The 21374-nt window shown below is 55.1% G+C and carries 17 protein-coding genes; 8 read left to right on the plus strand and 9 right to left on the minus strand.

Going from position 1 to position 21374, the window contains the following annotated elements:
* Positions 1-8: 8 nt before the first annotated feature.
* The 6 genes from mnmG to ravA all read right to left on the minus strand — a co-directional run bounded on the left by mnmG (position 9) and on the right by ravA (position 8693).
* A complete protein-coding gene (gene mnmG, locus AC3Y5R_RS22575) occupies positions 9-1898 on the minus strand; it encodes a tRNA uridine-5-carboxymethylaminomethyl(34) synthesis enzyme MnmG (RefSeq protein ID WP_489923194.1) in 1890 nt (629 codons plus the stop codon).
* A 459-nt stretch (positions 1899-2357) separates the two neighbouring features.
* Positions 2358-2801: an FMN-binding protein MioC gene (gene mioC / locus AC3Y5R_RS22580; RefSeq protein ID WP_489923195.1), complete on the minus strand. Its 444-nt coding sequence runs from the start codon at positions 2799-2801 to the stop codon at positions 2358-2360.
* Between the two features lie 136 nt (positions 2802-2937).
* Positions 2938-3399, minus strand: coding sequence for a transcriptional regulator AsnC (gene asnC / locus AC3Y5R_RS22585; RefSeq protein ID WP_158782470.1), 462 nt, complete (start codon positions 3397-3399; stop codon positions 2938-2940).
* Positions 3400-3518: 119 nt separating this feature from the next.
* Entirely contained in the window at positions 3519-5657 is a 2139-nt protein-coding gene (gene ovoA, locus AC3Y5R_RS22590; RefSeq protein WP_489923196.1) for a 5-histidylcysteine sulfoxide synthase, read from the minus strand.
* Between the two features lie 82 nt (positions 5658-5739).
* Entirely contained in the window at positions 5740-7203 is a 1464-nt protein-coding gene (viaA, locus tag AC3Y5R_RS22595; protein WP_489923197.1) for an ATPase RavA stimulator ViaA, read from the minus strand.
* Positions 7200-8693 (minus strand): ATPase RavA, encoded by a 1494-nt coding sequence (ravA, locus tag AC3Y5R_RS22600; protein WP_489923198.1) that lies wholly within the window; start codon positions 8691-8693, stop codon positions 7200-7202. The genes viaA and ravA overlap by 4 nt, the downstream gene beginning before the upstream one ends.
* Before the next feature lie 258 nt (positions 8694-8951).
* Between ravA and kup the strand changes: the two genes are divergently transcribed.
* The gene (kup, locus tag AC3Y5R_RS22605; protein WP_489923199.1) at positions 8952-10820 is read left to right on the plus strand and encodes a low affinity potassium transporter Kup; all 1869 of its coding nucleotides are present in this window, start codon (positions 8952-8954) and stop codon (positions 10818-10820) included.
* Positions 10821-11005: 185 nt separating this feature from the next.
* On the opposite strand, the gene qseC is transcribed toward kup, so the two are convergent.
* Together qseC and qseB are read right to left on the minus strand one after the other, a co-directional pair.
* Positions 11006-12352, minus strand: a complete 1347-nt coding sequence (gene qseC / locus AC3Y5R_RS22610; RefSeq protein ID WP_489923200.1) for a quorum sensing histidine kinase QseC — start codon at positions 12350-12352, stop codon at positions 11006-11008.
* Positions 12349-13011, minus strand: coding sequence for a quorum sensing response regulator transcription factor QseB (qseB, locus tag AC3Y5R_RS22615; protein WP_489923201.1), 663 nt, complete (start codon positions 13009-13011; stop codon positions 12349-12351). Before qseB ends, qseC begins: the two co-directional genes overlap by 4 nt.
* 213 nt (positions 13012-13224) lie before the next feature.
* Here qseB and AC3Y5R_RS22620 point away from each other — a divergent pair, with 213 nt between their 5' ends.
* The 7 genes from AC3Y5R_RS22620 to rbsR all read left to right on the plus strand — a co-directional run bounded on the left by AC3Y5R_RS22620 (position 13225) and on the right by rbsR (position 19705).
* The gene (locus tag AC3Y5R_RS22620; RefSeq protein WP_158782477.1) at positions 13225-13623 is read left to right on the plus strand and encodes a YgiW/YdeI family stress tolerance OB fold protein; all 399 of its coding nucleotides are present in this window, start codon (positions 13225-13227) and stop codon (positions 13621-13623) included.
* A 282-nt stretch (positions 13624-13905) separates the two neighbouring features.
* Entirely contained in the window at positions 13906-14325 is a 420-nt protein-coding gene (rbsD, locus tag AC3Y5R_RS22625) for a D-ribose pyranase (protein ID WP_489923208.1), read from the plus strand.
* Positions 14326-14332: 7 nt separating this feature from the next.
* The gene (gene rbsA, locus AC3Y5R_RS22630; RefSeq protein WP_489923202.1) at positions 14333-15838 is read left to right on the plus strand and encodes a ribose ABC transporter ATP-binding protein RbsA; all 1506 of its coding nucleotides are present in this window, start codon (positions 14333-14335) and stop codon (positions 15836-15838) included.
* Positions 15839-15840: 2 nt separating this feature from the next.
* Complete coding sequence (gene rbsC / locus AC3Y5R_RS22635; RefSeq protein WP_489923203.1) at positions 15841-16809, plus strand: ribose ABC transporter permease; 969 nt, start codon at positions 15841-15843, stop codon at positions 16807-16809.
* A gap of 22 nt (positions 16810-16831) precedes the next feature.
* Positions 16832-17713: a ribose ABC transporter substrate-binding protein RbsB gene (rbsB, locus tag AC3Y5R_RS22640; protein WP_489923204.1), complete on the plus strand. Its 882-nt coding sequence runs from the start codon at positions 16832-16834 to the stop codon at positions 17711-17713.
* 57 nt (positions 17714-17770) lie between these two features.
* Entirely contained in the window at positions 17771-18700 is a 930-nt protein-coding gene (rbsK, locus tag AC3Y5R_RS22645; protein WP_489923205.1) for a ribokinase, read from the plus strand.
* Between the two features lie 3 nt (positions 18701-18703).
* Complete coding sequence (gene rbsR, locus AC3Y5R_RS22650; RefSeq protein ID WP_489923206.1) at positions 18704-19705, plus strand: ribose operon transcriptional repressor RbsR; 1002 nt, start codon at positions 18704-18706, stop codon at positions 19703-19705.
* Here rbsR and mdtD read toward each other — a convergent pair.
* Positions 19702-21105: a multidrug transporter subunit MdtD gene (gene mdtD / locus AC3Y5R_RS22655; protein WP_489923207.1), complete on the minus strand. Its 1404-nt coding sequence runs from the start codon at positions 21103-21105 to the stop codon at positions 19702-19704. The genes rbsR and mdtD overlap by 4 nt on opposite strands.
* Between the last annotated feature and the right edge of the window lie 269 nt (positions 21106-21374).

The raw sequence follows: 21374 nt of genomic DNA on the forward strand, positions 1-21374 counted from the left end.
CGAATTTGTCAGGCACTTTTGCGCAGTAATCCCTGCTTTTTAAGGTAGATCAACAGAATAGAGATCGCAGCCGGGGTAATCCCGGAGATACGTGAAGCCTGGCCAATTGACGTTGGTTTATGATCGTTCAGCTTGGCGATCACCTCGTTTGAGAGGCCGTTCACCTGACGATAATCCAGTTCTGCTGGCAACAGGGTATTCTCGTTACGCAACTGGCGGTCAATCTCTTCCTGCTGTCGGGCGATATATCCTTCGTATTTCACCTGAATTTCCACTTGCTCCGCTGCCTGAGGATCGCTCAGTGCCGGGGCAAAGGTGCTCAGGGTCATCAACTGGGGATAAGTCATCTCCGGACGACGCAGCAGATCTTCGCCATTGGCTTCTTTGGTCAGGACTGCGCTCAGCACGCCGTTCACCTCTTCAACCGATTCAGACTTCGGATGCACCCAGATATCCCGGAGACGCTGGCGTTCCTGCTCAATGCTTTCCAGCTTCTCGTTGTAGCGCGCCCAGCGGGCGTCATCCACCAGACCCAGCTCACGACCGGCTTCGGTCAGACGCAGGTCGGCGTTATCTTCACGCAGCATCAGGCGATATTCCGCTCTGGAAGTGAACATACGGTACGGTTCTTTGGTACCCAGCGTGCAGAGGTCGTCGACCAGCACGCCGAGATAAGCCTGATCGCGCCGGGGTGCCCAACTCTCTTTGTCTGCAGACAGGCGGCCGGCATTCAGGCCAGCCAGCAGTCCCTGAGCCGCTGCTTCTTCGTAACCGGTGGTACCGTTGATTTGACCAGCGAAGAACAGCCCCTGGATGTATTTGCTTTCCAGTGTCGGTTTCAGATCGCGTGGATCGAAGAAATCGTACTCAATGGCATAGCCAGGACGGACGATTTTGGCATTTTCCATCCCCTGCATTGAACGGACGATCTGCATCTGCACGTCAAACGGCAAACTGGTAGAGATGCCGTTAGGGTAAATCTCGTTGCTGGTCAGGCTTTCCGGCTCCAGGAAGATCTGGTGAGCATTACGATCGGCAAAGCGCATGACCTTGTCTTCGATCGACGGGCAGTAACGTGGCCCGACCCCTTCAATCACACCTGAGTACATCGGGCTGCGATCGAGGTTATTGCGGATCACCTCATGCGTCTTCTCGTTGGTATAGGTGATGTAGCAAGGCACCTGCTGTGGATGTTGCGACACATTGCCCATAAACGAGAATACTGGCATTGGGGTGTCACCATGCTGAGGGGTCAGCAGGCTGAAATCAATGGTTCTGGCATCGATACGCGGAGGCGTCCCGGTCTTCAGGCGACTGACGCGCAGTGGCAGTTCACGCAGACGGCGGGCCAGTGGGATCGAAGGAGGATCGCCAGCACGGCCACCGCTGTAGTTATCCAGTCCGATATGGATCTTGCCATCCAGGAAAGTCCCGACGGTCAGTACCACTGTTTTCGCACGGAACTTCAGCCCCATCTGGGTAACGGCACCCACCACACGATCGTTCTCAACGATCAGATCCTCAACCGCCTGCTGGAAGATCATCAGGTTTGGCTGATTCTCCAGAGCAGTGCGTACCGCCTGACGATAGAGCACGCGATCCGCCTGAGCACGGGTTGCCCTTACCGCCGGGCCTTTGCTTGCGTTTAGTATCCTGAACTGGATACCCGCCTGGTCGATGGCATGGGCCATCAGCCCGCCAAGTGCATCCACTTCCTTAACCAGATGTCCTTTGCCAATCCCACCGATTGCCGGGTTACAGGACATTTGTCCAAGCGTATCAATGTTATGGGTTAAAAGCAGGGTTTGCTGACCCATTCGGGCAGCCGCCATGGCGGCTTCGGTACCCGCATGACCACCACCGATTACGATGACGTCAAAAGGATCTGGATAAAACATGGTACTGCACCTCGCGGTTGTGCGATTGAGTGATAGCTGTCTGGGGCGTGAATTCTACTCAACTTTAGACGATGGTGAAAGCGCAGGGCCAGACACGTATTAAAAAGAAGATCTTTTTTATTTAGAGATCTCTTTATTGGATCTTCTATTAGGATCGAGGATCTCTGTGGATAAGCCTTTTTTCCTAAGGACGATCATTGGTTTAAGGAGGATGATTTGCTGTGAAAGATCGGTGATCCTGTGACGTATAAGCTGGGATCAAAAGGGCATGTTATTCACAGGCATTGGCAAGGCATCAACTTGTTCTTGGGATAACAACCGGTTATTACCGGGAATTCAGCATAGTTATACACAATTATTTGCCCGAAAAAGCGACGAAACGGGGCATAATTTACAAAACTCTTGCTGTTTTTCTCCTGCCAGCGGCCAGAAAAGGCACGATCCAGCCGCCAGGGATCGTCACTTCAGCAGTGTTTTCCAGCTTTCCACCCACACCTCTGCGGGATCTTCCGGGATCTCATGTTCCAGTACGTCAATATCCAGACGATCGCCTAGTCGTTTCGCACCACAGGCAGTCAGCAGAAGATCAAGCTTATCGATAGCGCCGCAGAACAGATCGTATTCCCGGTTGCCAATGCCCACAGCACCGTAACGCACCTTGCTCAGATCCGGTTTCCCTTCTTCTATTTCATCAAACAGAGGCTGCAGGTTATCCGGCAGGTCACCGGCACCATGGGTGGAGGTCACCACCAGCCAGGTTCCTTCATTGGTCAGCTCATCCAGTTCAGGACCGTGCAACAACCCGGTGGAAAAGCCAGCTTCTTCTAACTTCTCAGCCAGCATTTCAGCTACGTATTCTGCGCTACCTAAGGTGCTGCCGGTGATTAAGGTTACGTCTGCCATAAAAGGATCCCTGTTCTGCAAAGGCGGACATTGTACGCTGTGATCTAAATGGGATCTACCTGTGGGTAAGTAGGGTTATTGGTCAGGATCGGTACCTGAGCCTGCCATTTTTAGTGTGGATAATTTTGTGCACAAATCAGGGCTTAATGGTGCGCATGATCGGGTTCTGCAGGGAGATCAGGGTTTCGGTGGACTGGATCTCGTCGATGGTCTGGATCTTGTTAATCAGTACCTGCTGCAGGGCATCGATCGATCGGCACATCACCTTGATAAAGATGCTGTAGTGGCCGGTGGTGTAATAAGCCTCGACCACTTCATCCAGGCTGTTCAGGCGGGCCAGTGCGGAAGGGTAGTCTTTGGCGCTTTTCAGGATAATGCCGATAAAGCAGCAGACGTCATAACCCAGATGCTTGGGATCGATCTCCACCCGCGTGCCTTTGATAATTCCGGCCTGCTTCATCTTCTCCACGCGCACGTGAATGGTCCCGGGGCTGACGTTAAACTGCTTGGCCAGCTCGGCATAGGCGGTGCGGGCATCGGACAACAGGGCATTGAGAATGCCGCGGTCGAGGTTATCGATTTGCAGATTATCTGCCATAGGGCTTCCTGAATTAACGAATTAACACTGTATTGTTGATTAATGTGCAGGAAATTAACCAGGCAGGCAATATTATTGTGGATTGAACAGCGGGTACCGGTTGACACCCGCTGAGGGGATTAACGCTTACGCCAAATTGTCAGCTGTGCAACCGTATGCTGATATTTGCGGGCCGTTTCGCGGATAACAAACGGAACATCCTGAGGAGCGGCAATCTCTTCAAAATCTGCCGCCAGCAAACGCTGCAGTGCCTGGTAAGTGGTCAGTGCTTCACCGTTCTCCCTGATGCCGCCCAGCCAGTTCTCCTTCGGCGTAAACTCCTCCAGCCAGGTATAGGGCGAGGAGAGCATCAGTACGCCGCCTGAGCAGATCATGGTGGTGATATCCTGCAGGAAGCGCTTAGGCTGACGCAGGCGGTCAATCAGGTTAGAAGCCAGCACCAGATCGTAGTGATCCTGCTGCGGCTTAAGGTTACAGGCATCGCCCTGCACAAACTGGATCCTGCCGGTCAGCTCTGTGTCCAGCCCGAAGTCCTTCAGGCGCACCTGACGGTACTCAACCAGATCGCCCTCTTCCTGAGTCACATAACGGAAATCCTCACCGCTGGTCAGCTGCAGTGCCACATCAATAAAGCGCGCGGAATAGTCCATTCCCACCACTTCTTTAAAGTGACGGGCGAGTTCGAAGCTGGCGCGGCCAGTGGCACAGCCGATATCCAGCGCTCTGCCGCGTTTGTCCGTGATCCGGTAGGCGATATCCACCAGCGCGGCGGCATAGTTCGGCGTGCCGAAATAGTCCGGCCCGAACTGAAAGTCGAGATACTGCGACACCATGCCATCGGTTTCATAAGGATTAAGCGACATCTTCTCCTGATGGCTGGAGACCACATAGCGGAAGCCCGCATGCTGGAAGAAATGCCTGCGGAAGGCGTAGCGGGCTGATTTAAGCGCCTCGTTACCGGTTGAAATCCAGCTGCCACCTTTAATCAGCGCATGTTTGCCGTCGAAGGTAGGTGTGGAGAAGTCATCATAAAGCGGATGAACCTTAAAGCCTTCCAGACCGTTAATTGGCGTGGTGGTCCACTGCCAGACATTACCGACCAGATCGAAGAAGTCGCCCTGGGCAAAGCGATCCACCGGGCAGGAGGATGCCCACCAGGCCAGATTAATGTTGCCCGGCACTTCAGCCATCCGATCGCCAGCCAGCCGTTCACGCAGCACCAGCCATTCTGATTCACTGGGCAATTGCACTGATTTACCGGTCTCATCGGCTTTCCAGCGGCAGAACGCCGCCGCTTCCAGCTGGTTAACCTCGGCTGGCCAGTCCCACGGCATGGGCACTTCTTCGGCCATCAGACGAAGCCTGAGCTGTTCCGGCTGGTCAGGCGTTCCCACCCAGAAAGTGGGCATTTTCGCCGAGGCAAAATTTCGCCAGCCCAATCCCTCTTTATCCCACCAGCGGTCGTCCTGATAGCCACCGGCGGTGATGAATTCATAGTACTCCGCGTTGCTGGTCAGCATCTGGCTGGCTTTAAACGGCTTCACTTCACTGACCTGCGTGCCGTATTCGTTATCCCAGCCGTATGTATCATCGGTTTTTCCCTGTGTTACGCGGGCACCGTCAACAGCCACCAGTCTGTTCGGCGGGACGGAGGCAAGGTCATGGCGGGCGCTGGGGCAGACCGGCCAGTGCGGCTGTGGTTTTACCCAGGCGAGTGGCAGCTGGCGGATCAGCACGCTGGAGGTTTCCAGATGAATGCGTTCATGCTCGATCCCCATCAGGATAACCCATGCCGGGCTGTCCCAGCCAATCGGCAGGGTCAGCGGCATCTCTTTAATAAAGGTTTCGACCAGATGGCGCACCTTGCCACGGTAGTCGCGTAATTCGGACAGCGTTGGCCACTGATAGTGGCTGGTGTCCAGATCGTCCCAGCTCATCTCATCCACGCCGATCGCCATCATCGCTTCGATATTGTCATCGACACGATCGGTAATCAGCCCACCCGCCATCATCTTATTAACGTAAAAAGTCGCGGTATGACCAAAGTAGAACACCAGCGGGTGTCGCAGAGAAATGGCTTTGTTGTAATACGCTTTTTCACTGGCGAGGCAGTCGAACAGGCTCTCGTAGAGTGTCCAGGTCTGCGTGAAGTAGGTCAGCAGCTCCTGACGCTTCTGTTCAGAACTGCCACCGCTTAAAAGCAGGGTGTGGGTTGGTGCGGGAAGGCCTGATGCAAAATCTTGTTGTTGTGATACCACTTGATGCTCCCAATCTGCCTGTTGGCTGTAGCGTACTTATGACTATAGCAAACAAGCTTTACCAGATTGTGTCTGAAGGGAGCTAGCGCTGCCAGCGGCGCAGCAGGCGGCTTTTCAGCCCGGTATCAAAACGCCAGATATGGTCGAAGATGCGCATAATGCCAGGTTTTCCGTGATCGGACAGCGCAACAGCATGGAAGCGCTGCTGCTGTTGTAGCTGCTGTAGTTTGATTCTTTTCACCAGATCATCCGGCAGGCGCTGGGCGATAAAGTCAGAGATAATCACCGCATCGGCATCGTTCCATGCCGGAGTGGCAAGCTTGAGTAGCACGGTATCCAGGCAGGCGGCCAGATCGGTGCCGCCGCGAAAGCGCTGGCTGAGGAAGCGGATCGCCTGAGCGATGCCGTCTCCCGCGGTCAGTTCATAACTCACCACTTCATGGGCAAACAGCATAATGTGGCAGCGCCGGTTATCGGCCAGCGCCACCTTCAGCAACGCAAGACAGAAGGCTTTGGCACAGCGTTCGTTAAAGCCGCCCATTGAACCGGAAGTGTCCACGCAGACGATAAAAGGTCCGCGAGGCTGTTTGTCATGCTGCTGGTGGGAAACCGGACGCAGGGTGACCTTGTCGTGCCACGCCTCACCCTGCAGGCGATAAGTGATTAGTCGCTTTTCCACCAGCCGCCGGTAAAACTCCATCTCCAGCTCGCTGATGCCCAGCGTCGCCAGCTCGGGCGGCAGCAGGCGCAGGATATCGTCGCTCTGGTGCAGCCCGTTGACCTCTTCCGGCACGCTCTCCGGCTCCCTGACCAGCTGGTGGAAGGCTTCGAGCGGCGCATCCTGCGACATGACCGCTTTAGCTTCGCGGCTGCGGCCCAGCTGTTCGGCCAGTTTTTGCAGGGTGGGCTGCTGCGCCAGGAAATCGCCGTATTCGACGATCAGCTGATAATCGCCGCGCTGCAGCGGACTTTTGGTCAGATCCCACAGGCGACCTGCGGCAGCCTCGTCGTTATCCGACAGCACGGGTGCCAGCTGGCCGCTCATTGCCAGCCGATGCTGCAGTTCAGCCAGCAGCTTTTCGCGTTCTTCATCGAGCAGCTGCTGGTTCAGTGAAAGGGTTTGCAGCGTCAGGCTGAGCCGCCAGCGCTGCAGAAACAGCGTCTGCTGCGATCCGGTCAGAGAACTGGCGGCATCGGCATTGGCAACCAGCGCCCGGGCTTTTTCGGCAAAGGGAGAGTGGTGTTGTTCGAGGTATTGCAGCACCTCCGGCAGCCTGAGGCAGAACTCTTTCAGGTTGAGCGGCTGACACTGCTGGAACAGGGTGAATTCATCAGCCAGTTCATCCGGCACACGGGTGTTTTTCAGCTGCTCCATTATTTCGGACTTCCAGCGGGGAAAATCCTGCATCAGCGCTTTCTTCAGGCCAGGGAACTTCTCAAAGAAAATCGCCAGCTGCGGGCTGGCCAGCAGAGCCAGCATCAGCTCCTCGATCAGATCGTTTTCACTGACCGCCAGAAAGGCGCTCAGCGTATCCAGTGAAATCACTGACGCGCCTGCTTCAACTGGTCAGCAACATGCTGCAAACTCTCTTCGATCTTAGCCAGCCAGTCATCGCTGATAAACAGGCAGCGTTGATACTGGCTGAACAGGGTGCGCTGACCGCGCAGCTGGGTTTCCAGTTCGTCGAGCGCCTGAACAATCTCTTCCGGCAGTCCGCTGGCCTGCTGTTTGCCCGGCAGCATCAGTCGGGTAGCCTGCAGGCTGACATCCCGTAGCGTCAGGCAGTCATTACCGTCCACGTGCAGATCCAGCGTCTGGGCAAAGCCAATGCCGTTCAGCTTGCCGCGCACGTCGCCGCCTTTCTGCAGCCAGTGATGCAGTGGCTCACGGGCGATAACCACATGCGTTACCTGCATATCATGCAACATCAACGGCTTTTGCAGCATCAGGGTCAGGGTATCGTCAGCCAGCGCTGCAGGCAGCTCGTAATGTGGCTTGCGGCTGAACATGCCACCATGCTTCTCCAGCCGGATGGCCTGTTCGACGCTCTTCTCCTGCTGCAGGGCCAGGCGGCGGGATTCGATCTGCTGCAGCTTGATCAGCATTGGCTGCTGCTGCCACGCCTGAAGCGTGATCAAATTATCGATTTCACGATCGAGAAGCTTCATCGACGCCACGTCATGCCACAGACAGTCTTTAAGCAGGATCAGATCGACCGGGGCAATCGCGCTACGCCCGCTGTAAAAAGCACAGGCCTGCAGCAGGTGAATGGCTTTTTTCCAGCGGCGGTCGGAGATATAAGGGGCTTCCGGCTGGTTCTCAAGCTGCTGGCGAAGCAGAAAAATCAGTTCAAAAACGTCATCAGGCAGTGCAACCTGGGTAATGCCTTTCTGCCATTCGCTGTATTCTTCATCGGTGATGCACAGTGAGTCGGCCACCGGATTGCTGTCGTCCTGCTGGTGGGTCAGCATGCTCTTGAAGTTCTGCTTCTCGTGGACGTTGTCCAGCCACAGGCGGATCAGCATTCGGTCATACAGCGCTTCCAGCCCGCTGTCAGCTTCGGGCAGTTCATTGGAGGCGGTGACCAGCAGTCGCATCGGGATTTTTTCTTCGCTGTCGCCGTTACGAAAACGCCGTTCGTTAATCGCCGTCAGCAGGGTATTGAGAATAGCCGGACCGGCCTTCCAGATCTCATCCAGAAACACAATTTCTGCATCAGGCAGGTAGCCGCGGGTCAGACGCTGGTAGCGGCCCTCGTCTTTTAACGCCTGAATGGACAGCGGACCGAACACTTCCTCCGGCGTGGAGAAACGGGTCATCAGATATTCGAAAGCGCGGGAATGCTGAAAAGCGAACTTCAGCCGGCGGGCAATCAGGCTTTTGGCTATGCCCGGCGGGCCAAGCAAAAAGACGCTCTCACCGCTCAGCGCAGCCAGCAGGCAAAGGCGAATCGCATGGTGCCTTTCATAAAGTCCTTTTTCTAATGCATTGCTGAGGCGAGCGATTCTTTCCGCAAGTACGTGAGGCTGAGGCATAATCAAACATTCATCCTTTTCTACGGCCTGACCAGCTGGGTCACTGGCGAGCGCAAACACTACTGGCTATGATGCTTGAAAGAGTTGATACGAGTCAGCTTTTTTCTTGTCAAAGGGTGACGTGGGCCATTGAACTTCTTTTTGCTAACGTAATTAAGGATAGGCATTCGTGATGAATCGTGCATACTGTGCGCTTTTTGATGGCTTGATAAGCGGTGAGCAATCCGGCAATTTCCAGCCCCAACAAAAGATTAGTCTATGAGTTCTGATAAAAAGCAGTCCCTTGGAGGCGTCACGTTAGCAGCGATAGGTGTGGTGTATGGCGATATCGGTACCAGCCCTCTGTATACCCTGCGGGAATGCCTCTCCGGACAGTTCGGGTTCGGCGTTGAGCGCGATGCGGTATTTGGCTTTCTTTCGCTGATTTTCTGGCTGCTGGTGCTGGTGGTTTCGCTGAAGTACATCAGCTATGTGATGCGTGCCGACAACGCCGGAGAAGGGGGGATCCTCACCCTGATGTCGCTGGCGGGCCGCAACACCGGGGCAAGAGCCACCGCGGTTCTGGTGATTATGGGACTGATTGGCGGCAGCTTTTTCTATGGTGAGGTGGTTATCACCCCTGCCGTTTCGGTGCTCTCAGCCATTGAAGGTCTGGAGATTGCGGCACCGAACCTCGATGCTTACATCGTTCCGATGGCGATTGCCGTGCTGACTTTGCTGTTTGTGATCCAGAAACACGGCACCGGAATCGTCGGCAAGCTGTTTGCACCAGTGATGCTGCTGTGGTTTATCGTGCTGGCGGTATTCGGTGCGCGCAGTATTGTGGACAACCCTGAGGTTCTCCATGCGCTGAACCCGTACTGGGCGATGCACTTCTTCATGGAATACAAAGAAGTTTCCTTCTTCGCGCTCGGCGCGGTGGTGCTGGCCATCACCGGGGTGGAAGCGCTGTATGCGGATATGGGCCACTTCGGTAAATTGCCGATCCGCCTGGCCTGGTTCTCCGTGGTGCTGCCGTCGCTGGTGCTGAATTACTTCGGCCAGGGCGCACTGCTGCTGAAAAATCCTGAAGCAATTAAAAACCCGTTTTTCCTGCTGGCACCAGACTGGGCGCTGATACCGATGCTGATCCTCGCCACGCTGGCGACGGTGATCGCTTCGCAGGCAGTGATTTCCGGCGTGTTCTCCCTGACCCGTCAGGCGGTTCGTCTGGGTTACCTGCCGCCAATGCGCATCGTGCATACCTCTGAAGAAGAGTCCGGGCAGATCTATATTCCGGTCATCAACTGGATCCTGTTCTTCTCGGTGGTTATCGTCATCGTTGGCTTTAAACACTCCAGCAACCTGGCGGCGGCTTACGGTATTGCCGTTACCGGCACTATGGTGCTGACGGCTATTCTCTGTACCACCGTGGCGATCAAAAACTGGCACTGGAATCGTTATCTGGTGTTCCTGATCCTCATCGGCATGCTGTGCATCGATGTCTCCCTGTTCTCCGCAAACCTGGTCAAAGTGTTCTCGGGTGGGTGGCTGCCGCTTTGCCTGGCGCTGATGATGTTTATCGTGATGACCACCTGGAAAAGCGAGCGTTTCCGCCTGCTGCGCCGTATGCACGAACATGGCAATTCTCTGGAGGCGATGATTGCTTCTCTGGAGAAATCACCGCCGGTACGTGTGCCTGGCACCGCCGTGTATATGTCCCGTGCGCTGAACGTTATTCCTTTCGCTATGTTGCATAACCTTAAACATAACAAGGTATTACATGAGCGAGTGGTCTTGCTGACGTTAAGGACTGAAGACGCGCCGTACGTGCATAACGTTCGCCGTGTCACCATCGAGCAACTTTCCCCGACATTCTGGCGCGTGGTGGCAAGCTACGGCTGGCGTGAAACCCCGAATGTGGAAGAGATTTTCCACCGCTGCGGGCTGGAAGGGCTGAACTGCCGGATGATGGAAACGTCGTTCTTTATGTCGCATGAGTCGCTGATTATCGGTAAGCGCCCCTGGTACCTGCGCCTGCGCGGCAAGTTGTTCCTGATGCTGCAGAAAAATGCCTTGCGTGCGCCAGATCAGTTTGAAATACCGCCAAACAGGGTTATTGAGCTGGGAACTCAGGTCGAGATTTAAGAGTTTAAAAACGTAAACAGGGGCCGGTGTTTGTGCGGGGAACACTGACCGGGAATTTTACACAGTGCTTGCGCAGGGAACACAGGCTGCTCATAAAGACGCAAAAAGCGTCTTCCCTGAATGCTCTCTGCATACGTACTGTGTAAATATCGCGAAACGAGGGCGGAATAAATTCCGCCTTTACGTTACCAACTGATCTTTACGGCGAACCCGCCTTCTTCCCGATTCGCAAACCTCACCTGCATCCCGTGCAGCCTGGCTATCTGACTGACGATTGACAGCCCAAGGCCGCTGCCGGTTTTCTCCTGTCCTGGTGGCCGGTAGAAACGCTCACCCAGCCGTTGCAACGCCTCCGCACTGACCCCGACACCGTTATCCACCACTTCTATTCCCTGCAGGGTCAGCTTCAGTTCAACCCGTGTGCCCGGCTGGCTGTAGCGAATGGCGTTATCCAGCAGGTTACGCAGCATCAGAGACAACAACAGCGCGTTGCCAGAGCGGATAACCGGCGTGTCCGGTGCTGCCAGCATGAGTTCTATTCGTTGCGACTGTGCATTGCCATAATGATCCACTACTGCCTGTTGCAGTAGCTGTTGCAGATCCACCGGCTGCTTCTCCAGCTGTTCATCGCTTTCCAGCCTGGAGAGCGTCAGCAACTGATCCACCAGCCGTGCCGCACGATCGATCCCCTCATCCAGATTGGTCAGGGCATGATGGCGCATAGCCTGATCGTCATGTGCCAGCTGCGCCACTTCGGTTTGTACTTTCAGCGCGGCCAGGGGGCTTCTCAGTTCATGGGCAGCATCCGAGGTAAAGCGGCGCTCACGCACCAGCATCTCACCTGTTCTGGCGAACAATGCATTCAGCTCTTCCAGCAGCGGACGGACTTCCTGCGGCACCCGGTTCTCCTGTAATGGCGAACTGTCATCAGGCGAGCGCTGGCGGAGCTGGTGGGCGATCCTTTTCAGCGGCACCAGCTCGTGCGTGACCAGCCAGAGTAGTAGCAGCAGCATAATCGGCAGGGCAACCAGCCACGGAACAAGGTTGGTCTCCACGATGTCTCTGGTCATATCATCGCGGTATTCCCACTCCTGGCCGACTACCACCAGGTAACGCTTATCCGGTGTGCTGAGCCATACCAGCCGCCACAAGTCATCGTCCCCCTTCAGTTTGGCGTCTGTGAAGCCGTCGCGATTGTAGAGAAACTGAAAATCTCTGCCGTTGTCGCCGTCATTCATCACCATCCTGCCGTCTGGAGTAAACACAGCAAAAGCCAGCGCGTCGTCATCCTGTTCACCGTGATGATGTCTCAGCATCTTTTTGCTTTTCGGCAGCACCAGCGCCTGGTGACTCATCTGCTCCGGATTCATCGCCGCCAGGCGTTTGGCGAACAGCATCTGCTGTGTATCAAACAATTTGTTGATGTTGTGCCTGGTTTGCCACCAGGAGCCCAGACTTGCCGCTCCCCAGCAGATCAGCGTCAGCAGAATAAATCCCAGCATCAGCCGCAGACGTAAACTCAGACGGCTCAAAGCGGTTCTCCCAGCGTGTAGCCCACACCGTGGACCGTGCGGATAAACTGGCTGCCCAGTTTTTTACGCAAGTGATGGATATGCACTTCAACAGCATTGCTGGAAACATCATCGTCCCAGCCGTAGAGCTTTTCTTCCAGCTGGGCACGGGTCAGTACCCGGCCGGGATTCATCAGGAACAGTTCCAGCAATGCCAGTTCGCGTGCCTTTAGCGGCAGCGGCTCACCGTTAAGCGTGACCGTGTGCGATCCGGTTTCCATCACCACTGCACCGTGATTCAGTGTGGGCAGGAGCTGCCCGTGGCGTCGGCGAATTAACGCCTGCAGCCGCGCGGCGACCTCGCTGAGGGCAAAAGGCTTGCAAAGATAGTCATCCGCGCCCTGCTGCAACCCGGCAACCCGCTGCTCCAGCGCATCTCTTGCCGTCAGGATCAGCACCGGTTCATCGCGACCCGATTGCCGCCACTGGCGCAGGATTTCCAGGCCATCAATACCGGGCAGGCTGAGATCCAGAACCACGGCATCATAGGGCGCGGCAGATAAAGCACTCTTCCCCTCCCTGCCGTCGGTAAACCAGTCAACGCTGAAACCCATTTTAACCAGGCCGGCCCGGATGCCGTCACCAATCAGCCGATCGTCCTCAATGACTAAAATTCGCATGGTAGATTCCTTCTGTAGATAACGGCTTTATACGAGACAGGGTTACGGTTTGTATACTCAAGATCGACGGAAATTGCGCTTTTTCGACAAAATACAGAAATAAATCCGCAGGATGATTCATCTTAAGATCCCGTTAAGAACCTTTTGTTTTAATCCGTCCTGAAGAACACGTACCCCTTCCAGGGAACAAGGATAAATAAAAAGGTGAATACGATGAAAAAGACAGCTGCTTTACTGGCCATTGCCGCTCTGGTTTCCACTCCTGTACTTGCTGCCCAGACCGGTGGCTTCAGCGATCCGGCCGCACCGGCGGTCGCAGCGCAGAAAGGGGGCTTTGTGGCAACCAATGGGGCACTGACCAGCGTAAAACAGGCGCAGGATTTGCCGGATGATGCCTGGGTTACGATGCGCGGTAATATTGAAAAGCGTGTGGGCGATGAAGATTACCTGTTCCACGATGCTACCGGCTCAATCAGGGTTGAGATCGACCACAAGCGCTGGGAAGGACAGACTGTAACGCCAACAGACAAAGTCGAACTGCAGGGCAAAATCGACAAAGACTTCAACTCAGTTGAAGTTGACGTGAAACAGATCCGCAAAATTCAGGGTTAAGTCTGACCTGCAGCTTGTTTGCCAGCTGCACCAGGTACTGGTGTGGCTGGGTACCCTGAGATGACCAGCAGGAAATACCCGACGCATTTTTTATTGACGGCTATCCGCAAGCCAGCTTCCTGCCAGCCCTTTTAATTCCTACCTTCTGCAGACTAAGTCAAACTTTCTTCGCCGCGAGCGAAACGTTTCGATGGCGATCACAATTTCACCTTTCTGCGATTGTTTTCCCCCCGCAATTTTTTACACTCCCGATCAGCGAAACGTTTCGCTCTGGAGTGAATGATGAAAAAAGGCACCTTACTGAATTCTGAAATCTCGTCCCTGGTATCCCGCCTGGGGCATACCGACAGCCTGGTCATTGGCGATGCTGGTCTGCCCATTCCGGCCGGGCCGCAGCGTGTCGATCTGGCGCTGATGAAAGGTATTCCCAGTTTTATGCAGGTGGTACAGGCCGTGACCGAAGAGATGCAGGTAGAAAGTGCCGTCATCGCGGAAGAGATCAAATCTCATAACCCACAGCTTCATAGTGAACTGCTCGCCCTGCTCGATTTGCTGCAACAACACCAGGGCAACACCATCACTGTTCAGTACGTCAGTCATCATCAGTTCAAACAGCAAACACAGCACAGCCAGGCGGTGATCCGCAGCGGGGAATGTTCCCCTTATGCCAACGTCATCCTTTGTGCTGGCGTGACCTTCTGAGGCCGTCATGCAACCTTTACTGCAACTGCAAGGCATAGATAAATCCTTCCCCGGCGTGAAAGCGCTCTCGGGAGCGGCGCTGGCTGTTTACCCTGGCCGCGTGATGGCCCTGGTGGGGGAAAACGGGGCCGGAAAATCAACCATGATGAAGGTGATGACCGGGATCTACACCCGTGATGCTGGTTCGATCACCTGGCTGGGTAATGAAGTTTCATTCAACGGGCCAAAAGCCTCCCAGGAGGCGGGAATTGGCATTATTCACCAGGAACTCAACCTGATCCCTCAGCTCAGCGTTGCGGAAAATATCTTCCTCGGGCGTGAGTTTGTGAACGGTTTTGGCCGTATCCAGTGGAAGAAAATGCACGCTGAAGCGGATGTGCTGCTGAAAAAGCTCAACCTGCGCTTCAGCAGCCACAAGCTGGTGGGCGATTTGTCGATTGGCGATCAGCAGATGGTGGAGATTGCTAAGGTGCTGAGCTTCGAGTCGCAAGTGATCGTGATGGACGAGCCGACCGATGCGCTGACCGATACCGAGACCGCCTCGCTTTTTCGGGTGATCCGTGAGCTAAAAGCGCAGGGCTGCGGCATCGTCTACATCTCCCACCGCATGAAAGAGATTTTTGAAATCTGCGATGACGTGACGATTTTCCGCGACGGGCAGTTTATTGCTGAGCGGGCGGTCGACACTCTGAATGAAGATTCGCTGATTGAGATGATGGTGGGCCGCAAACTCGAAGAGCAGTATCCGCGCCTCGATAAAGCGCCAGGCGACGTTCGCCTGCAGGTGGAGCACCTCAGCGGGCCGGGTGTCGCGGATGTCAGCTTCTCGCTGCGTAAAGGGGAGATTCTGGGTGTGGCTGGTCTGATGGGCGCGGGGCGCACGGAACTGATGAAGGTACTGTACGGTGCTCTGCCGCGCAGCGCTGGTAGCGTGACACTTGACGGTAAGAGCGTGCAGACTCGTTCGCCGGAAGAAGGACTGCAGAACGGCATCGTTTATATCTCAGAAGACCGTAAACGTGACGGGTTGGTACTGGGGATGTCGGTGAAAGAGAACATGTCTCTTACCGCGTTGGACTACTTCAGCCGCAGCGGCGGCCGCCTGAAACATGCGGAAGAGCAACTGGCCGTCAGTGACTTTATCAAACTTTTTAACGTTAAAACGCCGTCGATGAACCAGCCAATTGGCCTGCTGTCAGGAGGAAATCAGCAAAAAGTCGCTATCGCCCGTGGGCTGATGACCCGACCAAAAGTGCTGATCCTCGACGAGCCTACCCGCGGCGTGGACGTGGGGGCAAAAAAAGAAATTTATCAGTTAATCAATCAGTTTAAAGAAGAGGGGCTGAGCATCATCCTGGTCTCCTCGGAAATGCCGGAAGTGCTGGGCATGAGCGATCGCGTGCTGGTGATGCACGAAGGTCGCCTGAGCGGTGATTTCCCGATTGAACAAGCCTCGCAGGAAGTGTTGATGGCGGCGGCAGTAGGTAAGCAACATAGCGTGGAGCTGGCATAACAATGAGTACCCAAACCCTTCAGAGCACCCGTTTTTTCAGCAAGGCCTGGCTGCTGGAGCAGAAGTCACTGATCGCACTGATTGTGCTGATTGCCATCGTCTCCAGCATGAGCCCGAATTTCTTCACCCTGAACAACATGTTCAACATCCTGCAGCAGACCTCGGTTAACGCCATCATGGCGGTGGGGATGACCCTGGTTATCCTGACTTCGGGCATCGACCTGTCGGTGGGATCGCTGCTGGCGCTGACCGGTGCGGTGGGTGCTTCGCTGGTGGGCCTGGAAGTGAACGCGCTGGTGGCCGTCGCGGCTTCTCTGGCCCTTGGCGCAGCGATCGGTGCAGTGACCGGTACCATCGTGGCGAAAGGCAAGGTTCAGGCCTTTATTGCCACACTGGTAATGATGTTGCTGTTGCGTGGCGTGACCATGGTCTACACCAACGGCAGCCCGATCAACACTGGCTTTAATGACAATGCCGATCTGTTTGGCTGGTTCGGTATTGGCCGTCCGCTGGGGATCCCGACGCCGGTCTGGCTGATGGCGCTGGTATTTGGGTTGGCCTGGTGCATGCTGCATCACACCCGCCTGGGCCGCTATATCTACGCGCTGGGTGGCAATGAAACGGCTACTCGCCTGTCCGGGATCAGCGTCAATCGCGTCAAAATTATCGTTTATGCCCTGTGTGGCATGCTGGCCGCGCTGGCAGGCACCATTGAAGTTGCCCGTCTCTCCTCGGCTCAGCCGACAGCGGGCACGGGCTATGAACTGGATGCCATTGCGGCGGTGGTGCTGGGCGGCACCAGTCTGGCAGGCGGCAAGGGACGCATTATGGGCACGTTGATCGGGGCGCTAATCCTTGGTTTTCTTAACAACGGTCTCAACCTGCTCGGCGTTTCGTCTTACTACCAAATGATCGTCAAAGCTGTGGTGATTTTGCTGGCGGTATTGGTGGATAACAAAAGCAGTAAATAACTCTCCCCTACAGGAATTTATGATGAAAATGACCAAACTGACAGCCCTTGCCGTTCTGCTCGGCACCACGCTGAGCGCAAATGCCATGGCGAAAGACACCATTGCGCTGGTGGTTTCCACCCTGAATAACCCGTTCTTCGTCTCGCTGAAAGACGGTGCGCAAAAGGAAGCCGACAAATTGGGCTACAACCTGGTGGTGCTGGATTCGCAGAATAACCCGGCGAAAGAGCTGGCAAACGTGCAGGATCTGACCGTGCGCGGCACCAAACTGCTGCTGATCAACCCAACGGATTCTGATGCGGTAGGCAACGCGGTAAAAATGGCTAACCAGGCCAACATTCCGGTGATCACCCTTGACCGCGTGGCGGCCCAGGGCAAAGTTGTCAGCCACGTCGCCTCGGATAACCGATTCGGCGGTAAAATGGCTGGTGATTACATCGCGAAGAAACTCGGCGATAACGCCAAAATTATCGAACTGTCGGGCATTGCAGGAACGTCAGCAGCACGCGAGCGTGGCGAAGGTTTTAAAACTGCGGCAGACGCGCACAAATTTGTTATCCTCGCCAGTCAACCTGCCGATTTTGACCGTACCAAAGGTCTGAACGTGATGCAGAACCTGCTGACCGCTCATCCGGACGTGCAGGCAGTGTTTGCGCAGAACGATGAGATGGCTCTCGGTGCGATGCGTGCCTTGCAAACTGCGGGCAAATCCGATGTGGTGGTGGTCGGCTTCGATGGCACCGCAGATGGCGTGAAAGCAGTTGAAGGCGGCAAACTGGCAGCGACAGTGGCACAGCAGCCAGAACAAATCGGCGTTATCGGCGTGGATACTGCTGATAAAGTGCTGAAGGGCCAGAAAGTTCAGGCAATCAATCCGGTTGATCTGAAGCTGGTCACTAAATAAATCAGTACGGCACGCGCCACCTTCCACAGGTGGCGCCTTTTTCTGGACGATTCCCTGATGAAAAAAACCGGCAAGCTGGCTGTCCTTGGCAGCGTTAATGCGGATCATATCCTTAATCTGACTCAGTTTCCGCGTCCCGGCGAAACGGTGATCGGAAAGCAGTATCAGGTAGCTTTTGGCGGTAAGGGCGCAAACCAGGCTGTGGCCGCCGGGCGCAGCGGTGCGAATATATCCTTCCTGGCCTGCGTGGGCGAAGATGATATTGGTCAGCGTATTCGCCAGCAGCTGGTGGAAGACAAAATCGATGTGACGCCAGTTGAAGTAGTGGCAGGCGAATCCACGGGCGTGGCGCTGATTTTCGTTAATGCTGAAGGTGAAAACAGTATTGCCATCCATGCAGGGGCGAATGCGGCACTGACTCCGGTACTGGTGGAAAAACATCAGCAAACTATTGCCGACGCCGATGCACTTTTAATGCAGTTGGAATCCCCACTGGAAAGTGTTCTGGCGGCGGCGAAAATTGCCCGTCAGCACCAGACGCAGGTTATCCTCAATCCGGCTCCGGCAACGCCGCTTTCAGACGAATTACTGGCGCTGGTTGATATGATTACGCCGAACGAAACAGAAGCGGAAATTCTGACCGGCGTGCATATCGAGTCTGATGAAGATGCGGCGCGTGCAGCAACCGTGTTGCATGATAAAGGGATCTATAGCGTGTTGATTACGCTGGGCAGCCGGGGGGTGTGGCTGAGTGAAAACGGCAACGGGCAGCGTATTGCCGGTTTCAGGGTAAAAGCGGTTGATACTATTGCCGCTGGGGACACCTTCAACGGAGCGCTGATCACCGCTCTGCTGGAAGATAAGCCAATGGATCAGGCGGTTCGCTTTGCCCATGCGGCGGCGGCCATTGCGGTAACCCGCGCCGGTGCGCAACCCTCGGTGCCCTGGCGCGATGAAACCGACAGCTTCTTGCTACAGCAGGAGTAACTCGTGGCTACCATGAAAGATGTCGCGCGGCTTGCCGGTGTGTCAACTTCAACTGTGTCTCACGTCATTAATAACAACCGCTTCGTCAGCGAAGCGGTTCGCGAAAAAATCACTGCGGCGATAACCCAGCTCAATTACGCACCTTCGGCGCTAGCCCGCAGTCTCAAACTCAACCAGACGCGGACGATCGGCATGTTGCTGACCGCCAGCAGCAACCCCTTTTATTCTGAGGTCGTTCGTGGCGTGGAACGTAGCTGCTTCGAACGCGGCTACAGTCTGGTCTTGTGCAATACCGAAGGTGATGAAGATCGCATGAACCGGAGTCTTGAAACGCTGCTGCAAAAGCGGGTCGATGGACTGTTGATCATGTGTACCGAAAGCCATATCCCTTCAGCAGAGATCCTGAATCGCTATCCTTCTATTCCATCAGTAATGATGGACTGGTCGCCCTTTGAAGGCGGCAGCGACATTATTCAGGATAATTCCCTGTTGGGTGGCGAGATGGCGACACGTTATCTGATATCGCGCGGCTACACGCGCATTGCCTGTATTGCCGGCCCTCAGGATAAAACCCCGGCTCGTTTGCGTCTGGAGGGTTACCGGCAGGCGATGAAATCGGCTGGCCTGCCGATCCTGCCAGATTATGTGGTGAGCGGTGACTTTGAGTTTGAAGGCGGCTATAACGCGATGCATCAGTTACTGTCGGTCGACCCGCTGCCGCAGGCTATTTTCACCAGTAATGATGCGATGGCGGTAGGCGTTTATCATGCGCTGTTTCAGGCAGGGCTTGCGGTCGGGCGGGATATTGCTGTAATTGGCTATGACGATATCGAACTGGCTCGCTACATGACGCCGCCACTGACCACCATACACCAGCCGAAAGATGAGCTGGGAGAACTGGCGATTGATACCTTGATCCACCGACTTGCTGAACCGGGCGCCAGCCAGCAGCTGCTGGTGCTGACGCCGGAACTGATTGAGCGTGGCTCTGTCGTGGATATTTAAGCGCGTTTTTGGCGCTTTTCCCGGTTGGTGATCAGATGCCTGCCATCGCCGGGCTTCAGCAGCATAAACACCAACCCTGAAAGCACCGTGATCACGCCCATCGTCAGGAAGGTGGCATGGAAGTGCTGAACGGTGGTGCCATCAAAGTTTTCATAGAAGCGAAGCACTGCGGCGCTGACTGCCACGCCGAAACTGATCGCCAATTGTTGAGTGACGGCGAGCATGCTGTTGCCGCTACTGGCGTTGCTGTCGTTCAGATCTGCCAGAGTAATGGTGTTCATTGCGGTGAACTGAGTCGACATCGCCATTCCCAGGATAAACAGCGGCAGCAGCAGAATAACCAGACCCATTGCCGGTGTTTGCAGCGCAAAGCTGGCAATCAGTACACCAATAATGACACTAATCCAGACCAGCGTTTTCCGGTAACCGAACCAGCGCAGCACCTGAGTCACCGTAGACTTCGCCAGCAGCGAGCCAACGGCGGTAGGAGCCATCATGCAGCCAGCCAGAATGGCGGAATAGCCGAAGCCAACCTGCAACATCAGCGGCATCAGGAAGGGAACACAGCCGGTGCCCAGCCGGGATGCGATATTACCCAGAATGCCGACAGAGAAGGTGCGGGTTTTAAACATCGGCAACGGGATCAGCGGAGTCGGGTGACGTCGTGCATGTACTATATAAAGAAGAAGTAACAGGATGCCTCCCGCCGTTACGGCCAGTGCAATGCTGCTGGCTACAATTTTCTCTCCGAACAACTCAATCCCGCTGGACAGCAGCACTAACCCTAGACCAAACAGCATAAAGCCCAGCAGGTCGAAGCGGCGTTTAGGCGTGGTGACGTCGGGCATGTATTTACGCGCGTAGATAATACCAAGGATCCCCATCGGGATATTAATCAGGAAGATCCAGTGCCAGGTGGCATAGGTTACCAGCACACCGCCAAGCATCGGCCCGAGTACCGGCCCAATCAGGCCGGGCATGGTGACAAAGTTCAGCACCGGCAGCAGTTCACTGCGGGGATAAGCCCTGAGCAATGCCAGCCTTGCCACCGGCATCATCATTGCTCCTCCAATCCCCTGCACCACCCTGAAGACAACCAGCATGGTCAGCGAGCCGGAAAGGGCACAGGCCAGCGACCCAAGGGTGAAGAGTGCAACGGCAATGATGAACACTTTGCGGGTGCCGAAGCGGTCGGCCAGCCATCCGCTGACCGGGATCAGCATGGCAACGGTTAAGGTATAACTGATGACGGCGGATTGCATCGCCAGGGGAGAACGGTCAAGGCTGTGGGCGATAGCGGGAAGAGCGGTATTCAGTATCGTGGCATCCAGCGCCTGCATAAAGAAGGCCATGGCGGCAATCCACGGAAGTCCGGCCATACTGCGCGCGGATTTTATCATTGGGCATCCTTTTTATTCTTGGAGGTAGCAGGCAAACCTGCAATGGGTAAAGAATAGCACCAGGCTGTCCATTATCGTGATGCCCAAAAAAGGTTTTTAAACGCAGTTTTGCTGCAAAAATGGCCGTGTAATGGTGTTTTTTTCATCTTTTGATGAAAAAATAATCGGTTGGTTATTTTTTTTTAAGAAACACTTGTCACCCGTCAGGAACTGCCTATAATGCGCCTCCACTGACACGGAACAACGGCTTACAGGTCGCCGGGTCAGAA

This window comes from Erwinia sp. 009765445 (genome assembly GCF_058137865.1).